Source organism: Allobosea sp. TAF32 (genome assembly GCF_052113585.1).
GTDB lineage: Bacteria > Pseudomonadota > Alphaproteobacteria > Rhizobiales > Beijerinckiaceae > Allobosea.
This window is the reverse complement of the sequence record NZ_JBFRDM010000006.1, coordinates 1-17,361: the sequence shown is the minus strand read 5'-3', so window position 1 is coordinate 17,361 and position 17,361 is coordinate 1. Positions and strand designations below refer to the sequence as shown.

15 protein-coding genes are annotated in these 17,361 nt (G+C 64.0%); 9 read left to right on the top strand and 6 right to left on the bottom strand.

Features of this window, described 5'->3' with window-relative positions; all coding sequences use genetic code 11:
- Positions 1-53: 53 nt before the first annotated feature.
- From AB4Z16_RS13595 to AB4Z16_RS13585, 3 genes are all read right to left on the bottom strand, one after another.
- The gene (locus AB4Z16_RS13595; protein WP_441512212.1) at positions 54-1,139 is read right to left on the bottom strand and encodes an acyltransferase family protein; all 1,086 of its coding nucleotides are present in this window, start codon (positions 1,137-1,139) and stop codon (positions 54-56) included.
- 52 nt (positions 1,140-1,191) lie between these two features.
- Positions 1,192-1,386, bottom strand: coding sequence for a DUF4376 domain-containing protein (locus AB4Z16_RS13590; RefSeq protein WP_441511889.1), 195 nt, complete (start codon positions 1,384-1,386; stop codon positions 1,192-1,194).
- A gap of 313 nt (positions 1,387-1,699) precedes the next feature.
- Positions 1,700-2,650 (bottom strand): methyltransferase domain-containing protein, encoded by a 951-nt coding sequence (locus AB4Z16_RS13585; RefSeq protein ID WP_441511888.1) that lies wholly within the window; start codon positions 2,648-2,650, stop codon positions 1,700-1,702.
- 168 nt (positions 2,651-2,818) lie between these two features.
- Here AB4Z16_RS13585 and AB4Z16_RS13580 point away from each other — a divergent pair, with 168 nt between their 5' ends.
- Positions 2,819-3,310 (top strand): hypothetical protein, encoded by a 492-nt coding sequence (locus AB4Z16_RS13580; protein ID WP_441511887.1) that lies wholly within the window; start codon positions 2,819-2,821, stop codon positions 3,308-3,310.
- Positions 3,311-3,555: 245 nt separating this feature from the next.
- On the top strand, positions 3,556-4,815 hold the full coding sequence (locus tag AB4Z16_RS13575) for a hypothetical protein (protein ID WP_441511886.1): 1,260 nt from the start codon (positions 3,556-3,558) through the stop codon (positions 4,813-4,815).
- Between the two features lie 48 nt (positions 4,816-4,863).
- Here the strand turns inward: AB4Z16_RS13575 and AB4Z16_RS13570 are convergent, their stop codons facing one another.
- Positions 4,864-5,544 (bottom strand): transposase, encoded by a 681-nt coding sequence (locus AB4Z16_RS13570; protein WP_441511885.1) that lies wholly within the window; start codon positions 5,542-5,544, stop codon positions 4,864-4,866.
- A gap of 563 nt (positions 5,545-6,107) precedes the next feature.
- Here AB4Z16_RS13570 and AB4Z16_RS13565 point away from each other — a divergent pair.
- The 5 genes from AB4Z16_RS13565 to AB4Z16_RS13545 all read left to right on the top strand — a co-directional run bounded on the left by AB4Z16_RS13565 (position 6,108) and on the right by AB4Z16_RS13545 (position 13,120).
- Complete coding sequence (locus tag AB4Z16_RS13565; protein WP_441511884.1) at positions 6,108-6,944, top strand: hypothetical protein; 837 nt, start codon at positions 6,108-6,110, stop codon at positions 6,942-6,944.
- Between the two features lie 135 nt (positions 6,945-7,079).
- Positions 7,080-9,068, top strand: coding sequence for a hypothetical protein (locus AB4Z16_RS13560; RefSeq protein WP_441511883.1), 1,989 nt, complete (start codon positions 7,080-7,082; stop codon positions 9,066-9,068).
- A gap of 30 nt (positions 9,069-9,098) precedes the next feature.
- The gene (locus AB4Z16_RS13555; RefSeq protein WP_441511882.1) at positions 9,099-11,168 is read left to right on the top strand and encodes a type I secretion system permease/ATPase; all 2,070 of its coding nucleotides are present in this window, start codon (positions 9,099-9,101) and stop codon (positions 11,166-11,168) included.
- A gap of 152 nt (positions 11,169-11,320) precedes the next feature.
- Positions 11,321-12,661, top strand: a complete 1,341-nt coding sequence (locus AB4Z16_RS13550) for an HlyD family type I secretion periplasmic adaptor subunit (protein ID WP_441511881.1) — start codon at positions 11,321-11,323, stop codon at positions 12,659-12,661.
- A 321-nt stretch (positions 12,662-12,982) separates the two neighbouring features.
- The gene (locus tag AB4Z16_RS13545; protein ID WP_441511880.1) at positions 12,983-13,120 is read left to right on the top strand and encodes a hypothetical protein; all 138 of its coding nucleotides are present in this window, start codon (positions 12,983-12,985) and stop codon (positions 13,118-13,120) included.
- A gap of 94 nt (positions 13,121-13,214) precedes the next feature.
- Here the strand turns inward: AB4Z16_RS13545 and AB4Z16_RS13540 are convergent, their stop codons facing one another.
- Positions 13,215-13,838: a biotin transporter BioY gene (locus AB4Z16_RS13540; protein ID WP_441511879.1), complete on the bottom strand. Its 624-nt coding sequence runs from the start codon at positions 13,836-13,838 to the stop codon at positions 13,215-13,217.
- A gap of 149 nt (positions 13,839-13,987) precedes the next feature.
- Here AB4Z16_RS13540 and AB4Z16_RS13535 point away from each other — a divergent pair, with 149 nt between their 5' ends.
- On the top strand, positions 13,988-14,902 hold the full coding sequence (locus AB4Z16_RS13535) for an MBL fold metallo-hydrolase (protein WP_441511878.1): 915 nt from the start codon (positions 13,988-13,990) through the stop codon (positions 14,900-14,902).
- Between the two features lies 1 nt (position 14,903).
- On the opposite strand, the gene AB4Z16_RS13530 is transcribed toward AB4Z16_RS13535, so the two are convergent.
- The gene (locus AB4Z16_RS13530) at positions 14,904-15,680 is read right to left on the bottom strand and encodes a DUF1499 domain-containing protein (RefSeq protein ID WP_441511877.1); all 777 of its coding nucleotides are present in this window, start codon (positions 15,678-15,680) and stop codon (positions 14,904-14,906) included.
- Positions 15,681-15,852: 172 nt separating this feature from the next.
- Here AB4Z16_RS13530 and AB4Z16_RS13525 point away from each other — a divergent pair.
- On the top strand, positions 15,853-17,361 hold a 1,509-nt coding region (locus AB4Z16_RS13525), incomplete at its 3' end, for a HAMP domain-containing protein (protein WP_441511876.1).

The following is a 17,361-nucleotide window of genomic DNA, read 5'->3' as shown; positions in this document are numbered from 1 at the left end:
CAAGTTGGTCCGGCACCACCGACCTCTTTGCTTACGCTGTCGCTGGTTGAGAGCTAAGCCGACTCGGCCGCTCTAACGTCGACCGGAGCATGAGCTTTGAAATAGAATCGTTCCGCCAGTTGGTAGGAGATCCAGGCAAAGATCGTAGAGCCCACGAAAGCCATCGCGCCCAAATAAGCAGCATTCACCGCCGGACCTAACCGCTGGATGTACAGTACCCACCACCAGTTGAAGACGAGACTGATAGCGACCGAATGGAGCAAATAGAAGGAGTAGGAGATGCGGCCGAGTTCGGACAGGGGTTTCCAGGCCAAGGTCCGAGCCAACGCGCTTTGCCCATCAATCGCTTTGCAGAGAATAACCGATCCGCACCCAGCGAAGGCCCAAACAAACTGAGATGTCGTCAACAAGCCGAAGGTAAAGAAGCTGGTTATGATCAGATAGAGGGTGATGACCGTGTAGTCGGGGAAAGCCTCGACGACGGCCCTTACGGCCGTTTGGCTAAGGGTTGCGATTAGCGCCCCGGCAAACAGGAACAGGAAAAATTCGGAGTAAAATCCGGCAACCGCAGGCAAGTATGACGCGGCCAGGCCGGCGAATATAATGGCTGGCAGAACGGGAACGCTGGCCCAGCGCGCCGCCATAATGACCAAGGGGAAAACGAGATAGAAAGACATCTCGTAGAAAAGAGACCAAGTGACGTTGTTAAAGACAATTCCGGCGACGGCCAGTGATGGCACCCCGTTCAGAAACAGAAGGTTCATGCCCACTGTTTGCCACGTCGCAGGCGGGATATGAAGAAACGGCCCCAGCGCAGCGCAAACGATCAATGACAGCAGGAATGCGGGGTAAACCCGCACCATTCGCTTGCCGACGAATGCGCCATACCGGAAGGGCTTCTTAAGCGCGATGCGGCAGATGAGAAAGCCGCTGAGCATAAAGAAGATATAGACGCCATGATGGGAATGAAAAAGCCAATACAGCAGCCGGTCCGGCGCCTTCTCCCACTCGGCAAAACGAACAACGTTTGGGTTTCCACCCCGAAAAGTCGCCATATAGGTCCCACAAAAGTGGACCAAGAATGTGAGAATTACCGCAAAGCCTCTCAGGCCGTCGAGGCTACGATTGCGGCTTAGCATTTGTTTGCATCGCTCCCGGCCCTTTCTGAGGCTTTGAGCAAAATGATGCTTCTCATTTGTCCGGAAGTAAATCGGCGAAAGCCGCATCGACCTCGGCCATGGTCGTGATTGTGCCAGCCTCGATCTCGTCCTTCACAACCGCGCAGGTGGCGAAGTCGCCATTCACATGTGCCTGGACCGCATCGCTGTTGGCAACCATGGCAACCGCGTCGACGGGATAGGTGCCGCCATCCGCGACCCGGCGCATTGCTAAATGATTTCCGAGCATGGGCCGACAAATCCCACAAGCCGGCATCGCCAGCGCCGAATGTGAGAACGCCGCTGGCAAAAGTGCTGCCACCCTGGAACGATGAGCTGACAGAACAGTAGCCGGTTACGCGGGTGATAATGCTGTCCCCGGTGAGTTGGCTCGACCCGCCTCGCTCTGCGGTGACCTGGGACCGCTTGACGTTGAGGGCTGCGGGCCGCGACAGCGACATGATCTGTAGCTTATCGGTCGTTGGGTTGTAGATCACTGCGTGGGGAGCTGGGCGAGGATGGCCCGCGCACCGCTCGGCGGCCTAGTCGCCAGAGCGCACCGAGAGCACGATGCCACCTATACGCAGATCGCGTTCGGCGTAGCCTGCGAATACAGGATCGAGGATGCGCGGCAGCGGAGCGTCTTCTCGCACGACCTCCCACAGAATCTCAACCTGCGCAGCTGGCAGTGATCGGAAGATGCTCAACCAGTCTGACGCGCGCAGACGATTGCCGCGCGCATCAGCGTCTCCCTCCCGCCAGTCCGTGTCCGCAGCGAGAAAGGCAAGCGGATTGTGCCGGAAATCGAGATGGTCCTCAAGATGGATGGCATGTAGGGCAACGCCACCGGGGCGCAATGCGGCCTGCGTGTTGGCGACGATGGCCCTGCTGTCAGCGAGCGGAAGATGCTCAAGCACGGAGGCGGAGTGGATGAGGTCGAAGGCGCCGGCAAATTCCGTCGCCCGGGAAAAATCAGCCGGGGCAACATAGTCGATCCCCAGCTCTGAAAGCGACTCCAGAGTCCAACGGCCGAGTTGATCGAGGCGGGCGATCCGTTCCGTAACGGTCGCAGCCGGCGCCGCCGGCGCCAGGGCCGCCAGCAGCGCGCTGCGGTCGGCCAACGTGAAGGCGCGGCGCGCGAAATGCAGACGCAAGAGGGGATAATAGTCGACCGCTGCGACCCGCGTCGCCCCGGCCAGCCAGAAGACCAGCGCCTCCGAGAGCAGGTGCCCGCTCCCGAATTCAAGGCAGGACAGCCCATTTACGGAACCACAGGTGTCTCGGATCAGGGCAGCGAGCCCGGGAGCTATGCGGTCGACACGTTTGTCACCCCGGGCCCGGTGCCAAGCCCAGAGAGTGTGTGTCCAGTGCTGGGCATGGCCCTGGCCGCCGATGGCGCGCCGCAACGCCTTACGCAGCGGCGCCGGCAGGCGACCCACCAAGTGAGCAAGAGATTGCACAGGCACGGCCCACCTCTCGATCGCGCCGCTCACTCTTATCCCTGTCAGTCCGCGCGATCTCGACACGCACCAACAACGGCCCGGCGACGGCCGCCTTCGTCTCCCTATTTGGTATCGACTCTCGTAGGAAAGTCTTGCCAATTCACGCTAGCCACTTCGACTTGGTACGTCTGCATTCCCCCGTCTCGGCCGCAACGCCGTATGCCTGTCGACATCGCAAAGGAAGGCGGCTCGTTGTTTTTGAAGGCCGGCGTCGGCGCGCTGGCCCTGGCGATTGACACCCGTCTGCGCTCTGCGTGGGCCGCTGGTGTCGCAGGTAGTTCATTGGTCCCGGCCTACGCCGAGTTCGGCACGGGCATCGCTACGACGCTCTTGCCGAGTTGTGCCGGATATTGGCTTCGCAGCAGCGCCTTTGACTCCGAGGACGCAAGCGGTGGATTGTCACGTCTTCGGAACGGGAGAAAACCCATGGCTGAAAGCAATGAGATTCCCGCAGTTCGGGTAGCCGGATTCCAAGTCTTCCGAGGGCCGGACGCCATCGCAGTTCGCTTCGAATTGATGACCGCGCCGGGCACTACGGAGTCGGTCACCATCGCCCTGACACGGACTGGGGCGCAGGAGTTGGCCAAACAGCTCGCGCAGGAACCTGCTGCGGGAACCACGGGAACAACGCCCGACAGCTCGCGCCAGTAACCGCAGCTCCAGTCGAAATCGTCGATCCCGACGCGACCGGTACATCTGCAGCCGGGCCGATTCCGTCACTGAGGCCAGTTTGTCGCCGGCAAATCGGCGATGATCTCCAAAACGCTCGGCTGTGGGCACGTTTCCTCGAACGCCCGGCGGCGGCGGGCACGCCGCCGACGACGATACCGGCAACTTCGTTGGCCAACGCCTGTCGGCTGCATAGGCGATCAGGTCGGTCTTCGTCTGGACTGTGCTTGCCGCTCGCTGAAGCCGTCAGCTTCCGACCAACTCCAGCTTGGGGCAGCGTCCTCGGCGACGAAGTCGCCGATCTGCCGGTCGGCGCCGTCGCTCTTCTCGGCCTGTTGCCGAGCGTCGAGACGTTGGCGTTGATCGCCGTATCGGTGTTGATTGCCGCAACTACCCCGACTCGACGGCTATTTGTCGGCCCGCGTGGCAACTTCCAGGATCGGCATCAGATCCCAGATTCGCCGGTTGAGAGCATGAAGCTCCCGGATCGTGCGGGAAATCTCGTCCAGCCTGGCCTCATCGACGGCCCGTCGGACGCCGAAGCGCAGATTGCCCCGGCTTTCCTCCACCTTCATGTGCTGGGTATGCGTGATCTCGCCCTGCGCATCGAGAACGAAGGTCGCGTGGCTGAGATCATTGCGCATCCGCGTCGCCGCCGAAAACCGTTCGACGATCTCATTGAGCTCGCCACGCACGGCCTTGTCTGCGAGCGCGATTTTGGCCAGGCGCTGAACCAGATCCAGCCGCGCGCGCGTGGTGTTGAGTGTGGCGAAGACAATCGCCGCGACCTTTTCGTCACTGCCCAGCAGCCACATCAGCACATAGATGAACAAGCTCTCATTGTTCGACCAGGCGAGATTCAGATCGCCTACGAGGTTCATGAAGGCTACCCTGCGGCTGGAGGACGGGCGCGCGGCCGCAGCTTCAAGCGCTCGGAAATCCGGCCGGGGGGGCAAGACAGCCTGTCCTCGGGAGAACTTGCGCATCGGATGTTTCCTTTAGGCTTCGCTCAGAGCGGAGGCGCCATGTTCGAATTGCTCAAGATTCGCAGGGCGCGCCGCATGGCCCATGCCGCGATCGATCCGTTCCTTCACCGGGACCACGGCGGAACGGCAACCTTGCAGGCCGGCGATTGGCTTCATCCGCAGATCATCGGCTTCCTCGCGACGCTCGTTACATTGATCGCCCAGCGCCATTGCGGGCCGATGCGCTCGCATGCGCTGGCTTCGGTTCAGGCTCGTGTCCTGAACGCCGTCACAGGCATCGGCCCGGAGTTGATCGGGGAGGAAATCTGCCTGCTGACCAGCCACGAAGATCCCGCCTTCGCGGCTGGCGCGCGCGGCGCCGTTGCTTTTCTTGAGATGCTGCGCCCCTCGACAGCGCTTGACGAGCCCGATGCCCCCGTCAGATCGCTCGACCCCGCGCTGCAGAAGCTTTGGGAAGAACATGTCGATCAGTGCCTCCGCCGCAGTCCCCGGCCGCAATGATCCGCGCCGCGCGGACGATGAAGGCGGCTCGCGCCAGCACTCTTATCGTCAACGCAGCCCCTCATCATCGGCGCCGCCCTCGCCTCCTGCGGATTCGTCGAACAGACTCAACTCAAGCTGTTGCTCCAACATCTCGCTCGCCGGATCGGCGCCTGCGCCGCGGCTTCTCAGCAGCTTGTTCAAAGCCGCCAGGAAAATGGTGTCGTCGAGATGCTGCGCCGCGCCCGCAGTCGCCGCAAGGAAGCGTTCGTAACGCGCCTTGCAGACGGCCTGTCCGGGCTGGAGCGGCGCAGGGCTGTCGGGAAACGGCTCGCGCAGCACTCGCTTCATCGCGCTTTCGCCGAGCCACGAGCCGGGCAGCTCCTTCGCAGACTCCAGGCCGGCACTGATTTTCGTTTTCAGATGCCACGCGGTCCGGACGGACACTCCGAGAATTTGCCCCAGCCTCTGTGAACTGACGCGCTCTCCGGTCGCCGTCAACAGATAGAGCGCTTGCAGCCAGACATGCATGGGCACGTGGCTGTTCTGGAAGATGGTGCCGTGCCGGACAGTGAAGGGCTTGCGGCAGGCATAGCACTTCCACATGCCGATCGGTGTGCTGAGCCCGCTCAGCCGGCCGAGCCGGCTGCTTTCCCCGCAATGGGGACAGACCGGCGCGCCGCGCCAGACCAATGCCTCGAGCGAGAGGAAAGCAGCCTGTTCGTCGTGCATGCGGACGGCATTCGGCATAGCCAATCTCCGGCACACAAGGCCGCAAGCGTCACGAGGCCACCTCCTGGGTCACTAAAATTCAAGGATTCGATAACGCAGGGTAACGATTCGTCACATTGACCCATAAGCCCCTTCATGGCTGTTTATATACAGTAGAAAGAGCTTAGGAAAGAAAAATAATACTCGTTCGACAAAACGAACTTCGAGAAAAAACATAAGAACAACACAGTAATATAAGAATAATTTGAATTAGATGCGATTTTATGTCCTGAAATACGAATGTTGCGGTGTCTAATCAGGAAATGCATTGCAATTTTCGAATTTAAAAGACCTTACAAGCTTTTAGCGACGCAATAAATACATATTTATTTTTAAATCAAAATAATGAAAGGAAAAACAATGAAATAAACTCCAGTAACAAGCGGTTCAAAATTCAAAATTGAGCACCATCTTCCATGTATCGCGTAAGATATCCAGTGCTCGATCATCCTCACTGACATCGCTCAAATCCGTGCCGCGCACCGCAGAAGAGAGGCGTAGCCGGACCCAATCGATGTCTCCCGAATGCGCAGGAGCATGTCATGGGTCAGTCCAACAATCAGCGTAGCCGCTACGACGATCCGACGCAGGGCCAATTGCAGGGCCAAGCTGAACTGCAGGCTCAGCTGCAGGGTCAGGGGCAAGGCCAGGGCCAAGGGCAAGGGCAAGGCCAGTCACAGGGTCAGGCTCAGTATGCAGCTCAGGCCGTCGACACCGATGTCTGGAACTCCGCCAGCAATTCGAGCGAAAACGGCAATCTCAACCTGAACGGCAACGGAAACCTCAACGCCAACGGCAACCTGAACTTCAACGAGAACGTCAACCACATCGAGAACCAGGTCGACAATCACGTGAACAACTGCGTGAACGTCGACGTGAACGTCGATCTTGACCTCTCGGGGGCCCTCCTTCCGCCATCGGACAATGATGTCATCGATATCGACACGATCCACGATATCAGCGAATCGATCATCATGCCGGACGTGGTCACCCAGACCCTCGAAAGCGGCAACAACTTCAATCTCGATCAGGTCAACAACCTGGCCGACAACGATACGCTCAACAACCCGTCCGTGAGCTACAGTGCAAGCGGTCTGGCGGGTGGCCTGGCCGAGACGTCCTGCTGGGATCCGAGCTCGAGCGACCCGGGCGGCGTCGGCGACTTCACGATGATCGCGCGGGCCGTCGGCGGCTCGGCCGAGTCCCATCTCGGCTCGATCACCGGCGACGACGGCACCTTCAGCGGGATCGGCGCAGCTTCGGCGGCCGCCAGCCTCACGCAGGAGGCCTTCACGCAGTCGATCGTCATGGGGGCCAACATCCAGTTCAACTCGGTCGACCTGACAATGGTCGGAGGGGACGCGAACGACGCGTTCTGAGGACCGGCACAATCAGCGACCGCGCGGGGCCATACGTCCCGCGCGGTTTCCGCTCCGGGTCCGCCATGTCCCTGCGCGACATGCGCCTGAAATCTTCCCGCCCGATGCGAGCCTGATGCGGGGGAGGATCGTGCCATGCAAGCCGGCGGCTTTACCGAGACGATCTGGCAGTTCATTGGCTATCTGCGTCTGTCCGACTCCGTCGCGCGGACCTCGGGCTTCTACGATGGCGAGACGCCGTCGCCGCTCCCTCCTGACGTCGACGACCTTCTGCGCGAGCCGCGACGTGGCCTCGATTTCGACGAGCTCGCTTCGGCCCCGACAACGATCAGGGAAACATCGAGCCCGGATCCGCATGCGCGCTTCGCGCTGGTATCCATGCCGGATCCTCATGGTCTTCCGAACAAGGAACTGCCCGCATTCCGGCCTCCTTTGAAGCCATTTCCTGCCGATCCCTACGAGCAGAGCCTGCCGTACCATGCCGCCCCGCGGGCGATCACGGTCGAGTATCGACAGGGCGGCGACGAAGCCCTCCTGCAACTCAGGCAGGTCAATCTCGCCGATGACCGCGATCTCGTGACGTCGAACGCCGTGACCAATGCCGACGGCAGCCCGGTGATCCCGCCGGAACTGCATCTCGAGGGTCAGTTCGCCAGCCTCATCCACCAGGCCAACGACATCGTGCCGGATGGCATCCCGAATATGAGCGAGGCGCTCGAGGCTGGGCCGGGCGAGATCATCGCGATGGTTTCGGCGCGCGACGCCCTGTGGGCGCAGACCGGGAATCCGTATCCGGAAGGCACCGCCGTTCCTGCGGCTCCGGAAGGCCGGATCGTCGACGGCGTCGCCGGCGCTCCCGATCCCGCCATGCCGACCATCCTCGACAGCGCCCCCTGGCGGCTGGAGGATCCCCCCGCCCAGACGGTCACCGAGGCGAAGCTGGAAGTCGCTGCTCCGACGGGCGGCGTCGCGACGCTGGCCGAGACCGGGCTCAACACGCAGATCAACGCGGCCGCCATCGTCGACGCCAATGAGGCCGTCGGATCGTTGATGGTCGGCGGCGACTATTTCTACAGCCGCGGGATCGTTCAGATGAACATCCTCGTCGACAACGACCACGTCGATGTCGCCGTCGCCGGTACGCTTTCCCCCGTCATCGAGACCCATGGCAACGAAGTCCACAACATCGCGGAATTCGTGACGCATCACGCGACCATCGACGTCAAGGGCGCAGCATCCACGCCCCATTGGAGCGTCGATATCGTCTCGGGCGACTTCTACGACGTCAAATCGGTCGTCCAGTTCAACAGCATGGATGACAACGACCGAACCGTCCAGGCGGAAGCCGGCACCTACTTCAATCTCGGCACCGGCGGGAACGAGCAGCTCAACCTCGCGAAGATCCAAGGCATTGCCGACTATGACGTCATCGTCATCGGCGGAAACTACCATCGCGCCGACTGGATCTATCAGTACAATATCGTGCTCGATCCGGACTATGCCAAGCTCTACAGCACAGGCAACGCGGATGACGACACCACCGTCACCACCGGCTTCAACGGCCTCATCAACAAGGCATCGATCGAGACCTACGACGCGGCGGCCTTCAAGCCGATGTTGGGCGCCCATCACCAACTGATGGACCAGTTCGCCGCCGGAGCGACCTCTCTCAAGCCGAATGCGGACTGGCATCTCTACGGCGGCGCTACCGGTACGCTGAAGATCCTCTACGTGGCCGGCGATTACTACGATGCCAACGTCATCACCCAGGTCAATTTCTTGGTGGATGGCGACCAGAGCATTCAGGCCAGCGCCAGGGAAGGCACCGAGCAAGGCATAGCCGCGGGCGGCAACAGCGCCCTCAACGAGGCCTTCATCGTCGATCCCGGGCTGATGTCGACCTCCAACTACCTCGGCGGCCACGCCTATGAGGAGGCAGTGCTGATCCAGGTCAACATCGTCACCGACAGCGACACGGTGAAGATCCACGACACCAGCACGCTCGTGCCGGAGCTCATCGCCTTCGCCGAGCACGCCACGCAGGAGCCCGAACCGCACTGCCGGCATGCGCCGGTGCAGGATCCGGCCCAGCACGATCATCTGACGTCGAACATCATGACCTGAAAGCGAGAACGAGAGAGACGGGGCAGGGGCATGACCGAGAAGAGCGAAGCAATCTCCGCAGCGCGGCCTTCTGCCGTCTCCAAACCGCTGCGCGTGATCGGCCTGCCCCCGACGATTGGGCTGTCGGCGGTCACGGTCGACAGCACGGCCAACACCAACAGCCCGACCGTTTCGCCTAGGATCGAGACGCCGCTGCCGCGCGTGAATGACCACGTCCGTGCCGATGCGCGTGGTGACGGCCAGCCGGCGCCCGAGGCGCTCACGCCGCGTTCCAAGGCCGACGCAGACGCCCTGAAGCAGGCCCCTGACGGCGGCAGGGGCCGAGGCGGCGGCAATGGCGGCGGTGGCGGCGGTGGCCCGGGCGGCGGCACGCCGATCGAACAGCGCCTCGGCGATCGCGACTTCAAGCAGGTTCTCGGCGTGGGTCTCGCCGGGGCACGGCACAACCTGATGGTCGTGGCTGTGTTCTCGGTCGTGGTGAACACGCTCGTGCTCGCCGTGCCGATCTATCTCTTCCAGATGTCGGACCGCGTGCTGACGAGTCGCAGCCTCGACACGCTGGCAATGCTCTCGATCATCGTCATGCTGGCGATCGGAGCACATGTGCTGCTCGACATGGTCCGCCGCTTCATGTTGATGCGCGTGGCCGTCGATGTGGAAAGCCGGCTTGGCGGCCCGGTGCTCGCCGCGGCTGCCAAGGCGGCCCAGGCAGGCTCCAACCGTGAGTTCCAGACGCTGGCCGATCTCCAGCAGATCCGCAACTTCCTGACCGGCCCGGTCATCCTGACCATGCTCGACGCGCCGACCGCGCCGATCTATCTGCTGGCGGTCTATCTGATCCATCCGCATCTCGGATACATCGTCACCGTCGCAGCGATCGTGCTGTTCCTGATCGCCTATCTCAACCAGCAGTTCACGGCGGCCCCTTTCGCGCGCTCGAGCGCCTTCTCGACCAGGGCGAACCTGCAATCGGAGGCGATGTCCCGCAACGCGCAGGTCATCAACGCCATGGGCATGATCCCCGAGGGCGTCGTGATGTGGGGCCGGGAGACGGCGGAATCCCTCAAGGCTCAGGTCAGCGCCCAGGACCGCAACATCGTGATGACCGGCGCTTCCAAGTTCTTTCGCCTGGGGACGCAGGTGGCGATGCTGGGCTGGGGGGCGATGCTCTCGCTCGAAGGCCAGCTGACGGGTGGCATGGTGGTCGCCTCCTCCGTCGTCGCTGGCCGCGCGTTGGCGCCGCTCGAAGGCACGATCGAAGGCTGGCGCAACTTCATTCATGCGCGGGCAGCCTTCCAGCGCGTCAAGGCGTTGCTGCAGGCCTCCCCGCTCAACCTCGATCGCCTGAGGCTTCCGAGCCCCAAGGGCCGCCTCGATGTCGAGCGCATCCTCTACGTGCCGCCGCCGACCAAGAAGGTCATCCTCAACGGCATCAGCTTCAGCCTGGAGCCCGGAGATTCGCTCGCCATCGTCGGCGCCTCCGGCTGCGGCAAGTCTACCCTGGCGCGCATGCTGGTCGGCTCGATCACGCCGACCGCCGGCACGGTCCGCCTCGACAGGATGGAGCAGCGCAACTGGGATCCGCGCCAGTTCGGCGAGAATGTCGGCTATCTGCCGCAGGATGTGCAGCTCTTCCCGGCGTCCATCAAGGCCAACATCGCCCGCATGCGCGAGGACGCTTGCGACGCCGACGTTTTCGAGGCTGCCGAGATCGCGGACATCCACGAGATGGTCGCGCAATTCGCCCATGGCTACGAGACGCAGATCGGCATCGATGGCGCGCCGCTATCCGGCGGGCAGAAGCAGCGGCTGGGTCTGGCGCGCGCCTTTTTCGGCAATCCGCGCCTTGTCGTGCTCGACGAGCCGAACTCCAATCTCGACGTGCTGGGCGAAGTGGCGCTCGCGCGCGCCTTCGAGCGGGCAAAGGCGCGCGGCATGACGATGGTGGCGATCACGCAGCGCCCTGCCCTGCTCCGCAGCGTCGACAAGATCATGATGATCAAGGACGGCGCCGTGCAGGCGATCGGAGCACGTGACGATATTCTGCCGCTGATCGTCGGGCGGCGCAGCATCGACGGTGCCGCACCGACCTCGCGCTGACAGGAACCCGCGACGGCAAACGCCGCGAGGCTGGAGCATTTCGAGCGGGATGGACGCCGGTTCGCGCAAAGAAGACATGCCGAAACAAAGAGATAGAGCATGCCGGAGAGCCGGATGAACGCGGAAATGCTCTAGGAGATGGGAGTGGGCTCATGACAAGGCCATTGATCTCGCAACCCTGGTATGCGGACGTGCCGCGCAGCACGCGCATGGCCACGTTGAGCGGCGTCGTCATCGTCGCCGTGACGGTCATGGGCTTCGGTGTCTGGGGCAACACCGCTCCGATCGCGGGCGCCGTCATTGCCACCGGCGTGTTCGTCACCACCGGCCAGAACAAGACGATCCAGCATCTCGAAGGTGGGGTGATCCGCGAAATTCTCGTCCGCGAGGGCGATGTCGTCGAAAGCGGCCAGCCCCTGGTCAAGCTCGACGACACCTCCTCGCGCGCCGAGCTGCGCCGTCACGAGCTCAAGCTCTTTCGGCTAGAGGCGATCGAGGCACGGCTCCGGGCGGAGGTCGCCGGCCGCAGCGATTTCTCCTTCCCCCAGCATCTGACCGAAAGGCGCGGTGATCCCGACATCGCCGCATTGATGGCGGCGCAGAGCATCGCTTTCCGGGCCCGGCAGAACAACATCGCGAGCGAGATCGCCGCTCATCAGAAGAGCATCGACGCGCTGGAGGAGAAGATCACCGGCAGCAGGGTGCAGTTGGCCGGCGTCCAGCAGCAGTCGCGATTGCTGAAGGAGGAACTCGAAGGCAAGCAGGCGCTGCTGCAGCGTGGCTACATCCGCAAGCCCGAGGTGCTCTCGCTCCAGCGCCAGGCCGCCAATCTGGGCGGTGAAGCCGGGCGCATCACCGGAGACATCGGCGATTCCCGCGAGCGTATCGCCCGCTCCCTCGAACAGATCGACGGCGTGCGCAAGAACGCTCAGAAGGTCGCCTCCGACCAGTTGCAGGACATCAGCGCCGACCTCAACGACGTGCGCGAGCGCATCCATACGGTAAAAGGCATCCTCGATCGCTCGACCATCGCCGCGCCGGTCAGGGGCACCGTGGTCAAGCTGCGCTACCATACGCCCGGCGGCGTCATCGAGGCCGGCAAGAACATCATGGAGATCGTCTCGCTGCAGGACGAACTCATCATCGAGGCGCGCGTCCGGCCCCAGGACATCGACAAGATCAAGCACAGCCAGCTCGCCACCGTGCGGCTGACAGCCCTGAACCAGCGCACCACGCCGATGGTCAGTGGCCGCGTCATCTATATTTCCGCCGACGCCCTGCCCGACGAGAAGCAGCGAGCCTATCCCGGCGTGCCGGATCTCTATGTCGTGCGTGCCCGGCTCGACGCCAAGAGTCTCGCCAGCGTTCCCGGCTTCCAGCCAACGGCGGGCATGCCGGCCGATGTCTACATCCAGACTGCCGAGCGGACCTTCTTCGAGTACCTGCTGCAGCCGCTCAAGGACAGCATGGCGCGGGCTTTCCGCGAAACCTGACTGCGAACGTCGACCGGCGAGATCGCCCTCGGCGGTCGAGACGGCGGTTTCCCCGGGCTCCCAGGCACCGGGGAAACCGTCACCTCCCCGTTAAATGGTATGACTATTGCAACGGCTCCCGCGACGGAGTCGAAACATGCACCATCATTGGCCGAGCGACGCGAAAGCAACGATCGCCCTGATCGCCGTGTCGGCGTTCTGCATCCTGGGCTGGCTTGCGGATCTCGGCCACTGAGCCGCGATCATCGGTCGCCGCAGCCACTGTCGCGCGCGGCCGTCCCGTTCTAGATTGCGGCCCGGATCGAATCGAACGGTTGGGCCATGAAGCGCATCATCCTCCTTGCCGGCCTGCTTGGGCTCGCTCTCTCGCTCTCGGGCTGCGACAAATGCGGGAACTTCCCTCCGCTCTTCGGCCCCTATGACGGCAAGACCTGTGGTGGCGGCCAGTCGACGAGCTAGCGCGAGCGCACGAGCATGCAGGAAACGAAAAGGCCGGGGCGCGAAACCCCGGCCTTTCTTCTTGAGGATTTTGTTCTCTTGAGAGGCATGCAGCTCAGCCGCGCCGCCCGATCAGCGACCAGCCCGCCCCGGCCACGCAGACCGTGAGCGCGATCTTCAGCGCTTCGCCGAGAAGGAAGGGCTGCACGCCAAAGGCAAAGGCCTTGGCGAGGCCGACGCCCGTCGCGCCGCCCGCCATCTGGGCGCCGAAGGCGAGCCACAGGCAGCCGATGGCCAGGAGCGCCAGATCGGCCAGAACCAGCCCGCCGACGAGCCGCAGCAACGAGGCACCGCGCTCAGCCGCCCAGCCGGCAATCGCCGCCGCGACGATGAAGCCGATCAGGAAGCCACCCGTCGGCCCGACGAGATAAAGCGGGCCTGCCGCCACCGGCGGCGTATTGGTGAACACGGGCAGCCCGGCCAGTCCATAGGCGATGTAGAGCGCCATGGTCGCGGCGCCCAAGCGCGCGCCATAGGCGGCACCGAGTCCGAGCACCGCGAGCGTCTGCAGCGTCATCGGCACGGGCCAGAACGGCACCTTGATCTTGGCCGCCGCGACGAGAAGCAGGCTTCCGGCAAAGGCGAGCGCCACATTGCGCAGCATGGCGGTGCGCTTGCCCGTTGCGGGAAGCAGCGTGCCGGCGAGCGTCGAAGCTTGCATGGGGAACATGTCGGCCATGGGCTTGTCGTCCTTTCCCGAAAAGACCGCGCGCCGCGGCCGCTATTGCGTCTATAGAAAATGCGACGGAGCCTCACAAGCGAGCAGGCTTTGCAGGAATGGATAACCGGCCTGGCGAAATCGGCTCAGGCCCGGCGAGGCACGGCAAGATGGCGGATGAGATCGAATTCGACAGGAGCGCGACGACGCCGGCCGGCGAGGTCGCGAGGCTGTCGCCGCTGGTGCGCCGCATCATCGCCGGCAACGGCGGGCCCATGACCTTCACGGGAACCTGCACCTACATCGTCGGCCATGGCACGGTGGCGGTCATCGATCCCGGCCCCGATGACCCGGCCCATGTCGAGAGCGTGCTGACCGCGCTCCGCGGCGAGACGGTGAGCCATATCGTGGTGACGCACACCCATCGCGACCATTCCCCCGCCGTGCCGGCGCTCAAGGCCGCCACCGGCGCGCGCGTGGTCGGCTGCGGGCCGCATCGCCCCTCCCGCGAACTCGGCCCCGGCGAAGGCCGCGTCCTCGATGCCGCAGCCGATACGGGTTACGAGCCGGAATGGCTGATGCGGGACGGCGATACGGTTTCAGGAGCGGGCTGGAGTCTCTCCGCAGTCGAGACGCCCGGCCATACCGCCAATCACCTGGCCTTCACGCTGGCCGAGGAGGCGACGCTGTTCTCGGGCGACCACGTCATGGCCTGGTCGACCTCGATCGTGGCCCCGCCGGACGGCTCGATGGCCGCCTATATGGCCTCGATCGAAAAGCTGCGCGGCCTGGAGCATGCGCGCTACTGGCCGGGCCATGGCGGCCCCGTCACCGAGCCGCAGCGTTTCCTGCGCGGGCTCGTCCAGCATCGCCGCCAGCGCGAGGCGGCGGTCCTCAGCCGCCTGGGTCAGGGCGACGAGACGATCGCCGCCATGGTGCCCGCGATCTATCAGGGCCTGGCTCCAGCCCTGCATGGCGCCGCGGCGCTCTCGGTGCTGGCGCAGCTCGAGGATCTGGTGCTGCGCGGCGCGGTCCAGGCCAGCGACGCCGTTCCCGCCCTGTCGAGCCGCTACCGCCTCGCCTGATCTAGCGGTTGTCCATCAGCAGCTCCACCTCATCCGCGAAGGCAGCGATGCGCGCCGCATTGGCGCCGAGATCATGGCTGCCCAGCCGCGAGGCCGAGCGGATGTCGATGCGGCTGCCGTCGACGCGCGGCCTGACGCGGATGGTGATGTCCTCCGAGAAATGCAGGAAGCGCCCGCGCGCCACCGCCTCGATCCGCCCCGCCCCGCTGCGTCCGCCCGGCCGAGCGGCCTCCAAGACCTGCCAGCCGAGCCCGTTCGCGGCACGACGCGCGACATCGAAGGCGCTCTCGGCCGGAATTTCCAGCAGGATCGGCACGACCTTGGGATAGGCTTGGCGCTGCACACGCCGGCGCAGGGGCGGCACGTCGGGCGGCACGCGCCCGCCGCGCGCCGTCAGCGCGGCTTGCGAGCGGCTGAAGGCCGGCGGATCGTCGATATCGGTCGAGACATCGGACAGAGCCGGCTTGGTCACCAGCTTCACCGCGACATAGCCAAGCGGCACCAGCAGGACGAGCGACAGCAGCATCGCCCAGGCCGCCATGCCGACGCCGCGATGGCCGGACTGCCAGATGCGGATGAAGGCCAGGATCGCCAGCCCCAGCGCGGCAAAGACGAAGATGTAGGCACCGGCGACAGGCGCGAGCCCTTCGACGCTTGGCTCACGGAGCCGCACGAGCAGAAGCGACAAGAGCAGCACCGCGAGCGAAAACCACGCCAGCCGCCGGCTCCAGATGGCGGCGCGCGAAACCGGTTCCTCGAAGACCAGACGGCGATGCATCGCCTTTAGGTGACGCCGGACGAAGAGGAAGGCAAGCGGCGGCGGAAGCTAAGCGCAATCTTAATCAAATTGGCGATAGCTGAGCGCGAAGAGTGGCCGGCTTGCGCCGAGGCGTCTCTTCGGCCTGCGTAAACCGCCTTCCCAGCCGCACGTCGCTCCCCGAGACCCCGCCGTGAAATTCTTCCCCTCATCGATCCAGAACTATCTCGTGGCCACCATGGCCTGCCTGTGCGTGCCCGGCATCGGCGCGCTGACCTACATGGCGGCGCAGTCCATCGTGGAGGTGCGCACAAATTTGCAGCTGTCGGAGCTGGTCGAGGCCGACAAGGCCTTGCTCCTCGCCGGCAACATGATCCGTTCCGCCCGCGGCCAGGCGCAGACCAGCATCCAAGTCGCGGATGATCCGGTCCCTGCCCTCAAGCAGATCGAGGAGACCAGCCGCAGCCGCATCGCCGAAGCGATCTTGCAGCTGCAGGACACGGATTTGCCGAGCCGCAAGGAGCTGATCGGCGGCATCCAGCAGGAGCAGAAGCTCTCCGACGCCAAGATGGCCGACCTCTATGCCGAGGCCGGCAAGCCCAAGGCCCAGCGCAGCCTCGCCGCGACCATGCCCTGGTACAACAGCGTCGGCGCCATCGAGACGGCGATCGTCAAGGCGTCGGACGAAACCTCCAACGCCACTCGCCTCGCCGACCCCGTCCTGGCCGATCTTCAGGGCTTCAAATCCACAGGCTGGGATGTTCGCGCCAATTACGGCACGCAATGCTCGCTGCTGCGCCCGGCCTTCGGCTCGGGCAAGGCGCTCGATGCCGCGCAGCTGCGCCGCCTCGGTGAAATGCGCGGCGTCTCCAACGCTTCCCTCGATACCTTGAAGCAGCTCGCTTCCCGGCCGGGCGTGGGCAGCGAACTCGCCCGGAAGATCGGTGTCATGACCGCCGAGGTCAACGCCTCCAATCGCAAGATGGACGAGCTGATCGGCAAACTCGGCCAAGGCGCGGGCCCTGTCATCGCGGCCGAAGATTGGACGAAGCAGTGCAACGCGCCCTTCGAGCCGATCGTGTCGGCGGTAACCCAATCGCTCGACGATATGAGCGCGAGGACGAGCGAGAAGCTCAATCATGCCTGGGTGAAACTCGGCATGGTCGGCTTCCTGCTCGCAGCGCTTGTCGTCATCTGCCTGCTGAGCTGGCGCGGCGTGCAGCGACGCGTCGTGCGTCCGCTCATCTCGCTGAAATTCGCGTTGGACGGCATGCAGCAGGGCGATTTTGCACAGGCCATTCCTCCGGCCCCCTCGCCGGATGAGATCGGCGCACTCAGCGGCGCGCTCGAGACCTATCGCGAGAACGCGCTGGCGCTCGAACAGAACCGGCGCGACCGCGAGCTTGCGATGCTGGCCGACGCCGAGCAGGCGGCTCATGTCCAGAAGCTGCTCGGCGAAGTCGCAGACATCGTGGCCGACGCCCGCGACGGCAATTTCTCCGGTCAGGCCCGGGTCGGCAATATGGAAGGCCCGCTCAAGGAACTCGTCGAGGGCATCAACGAGATCAACCTCGTGGTTGATTCGGCGACGACGGAGTTCGCGCAGGCATTGTCGGCGATCGCGGGCGGGGATCTGACCAACCGGGTCGAGACCGCCTATCGCGGCCGCTTCGCCGACCTGAAGGGCGCGATCAACGAGAGA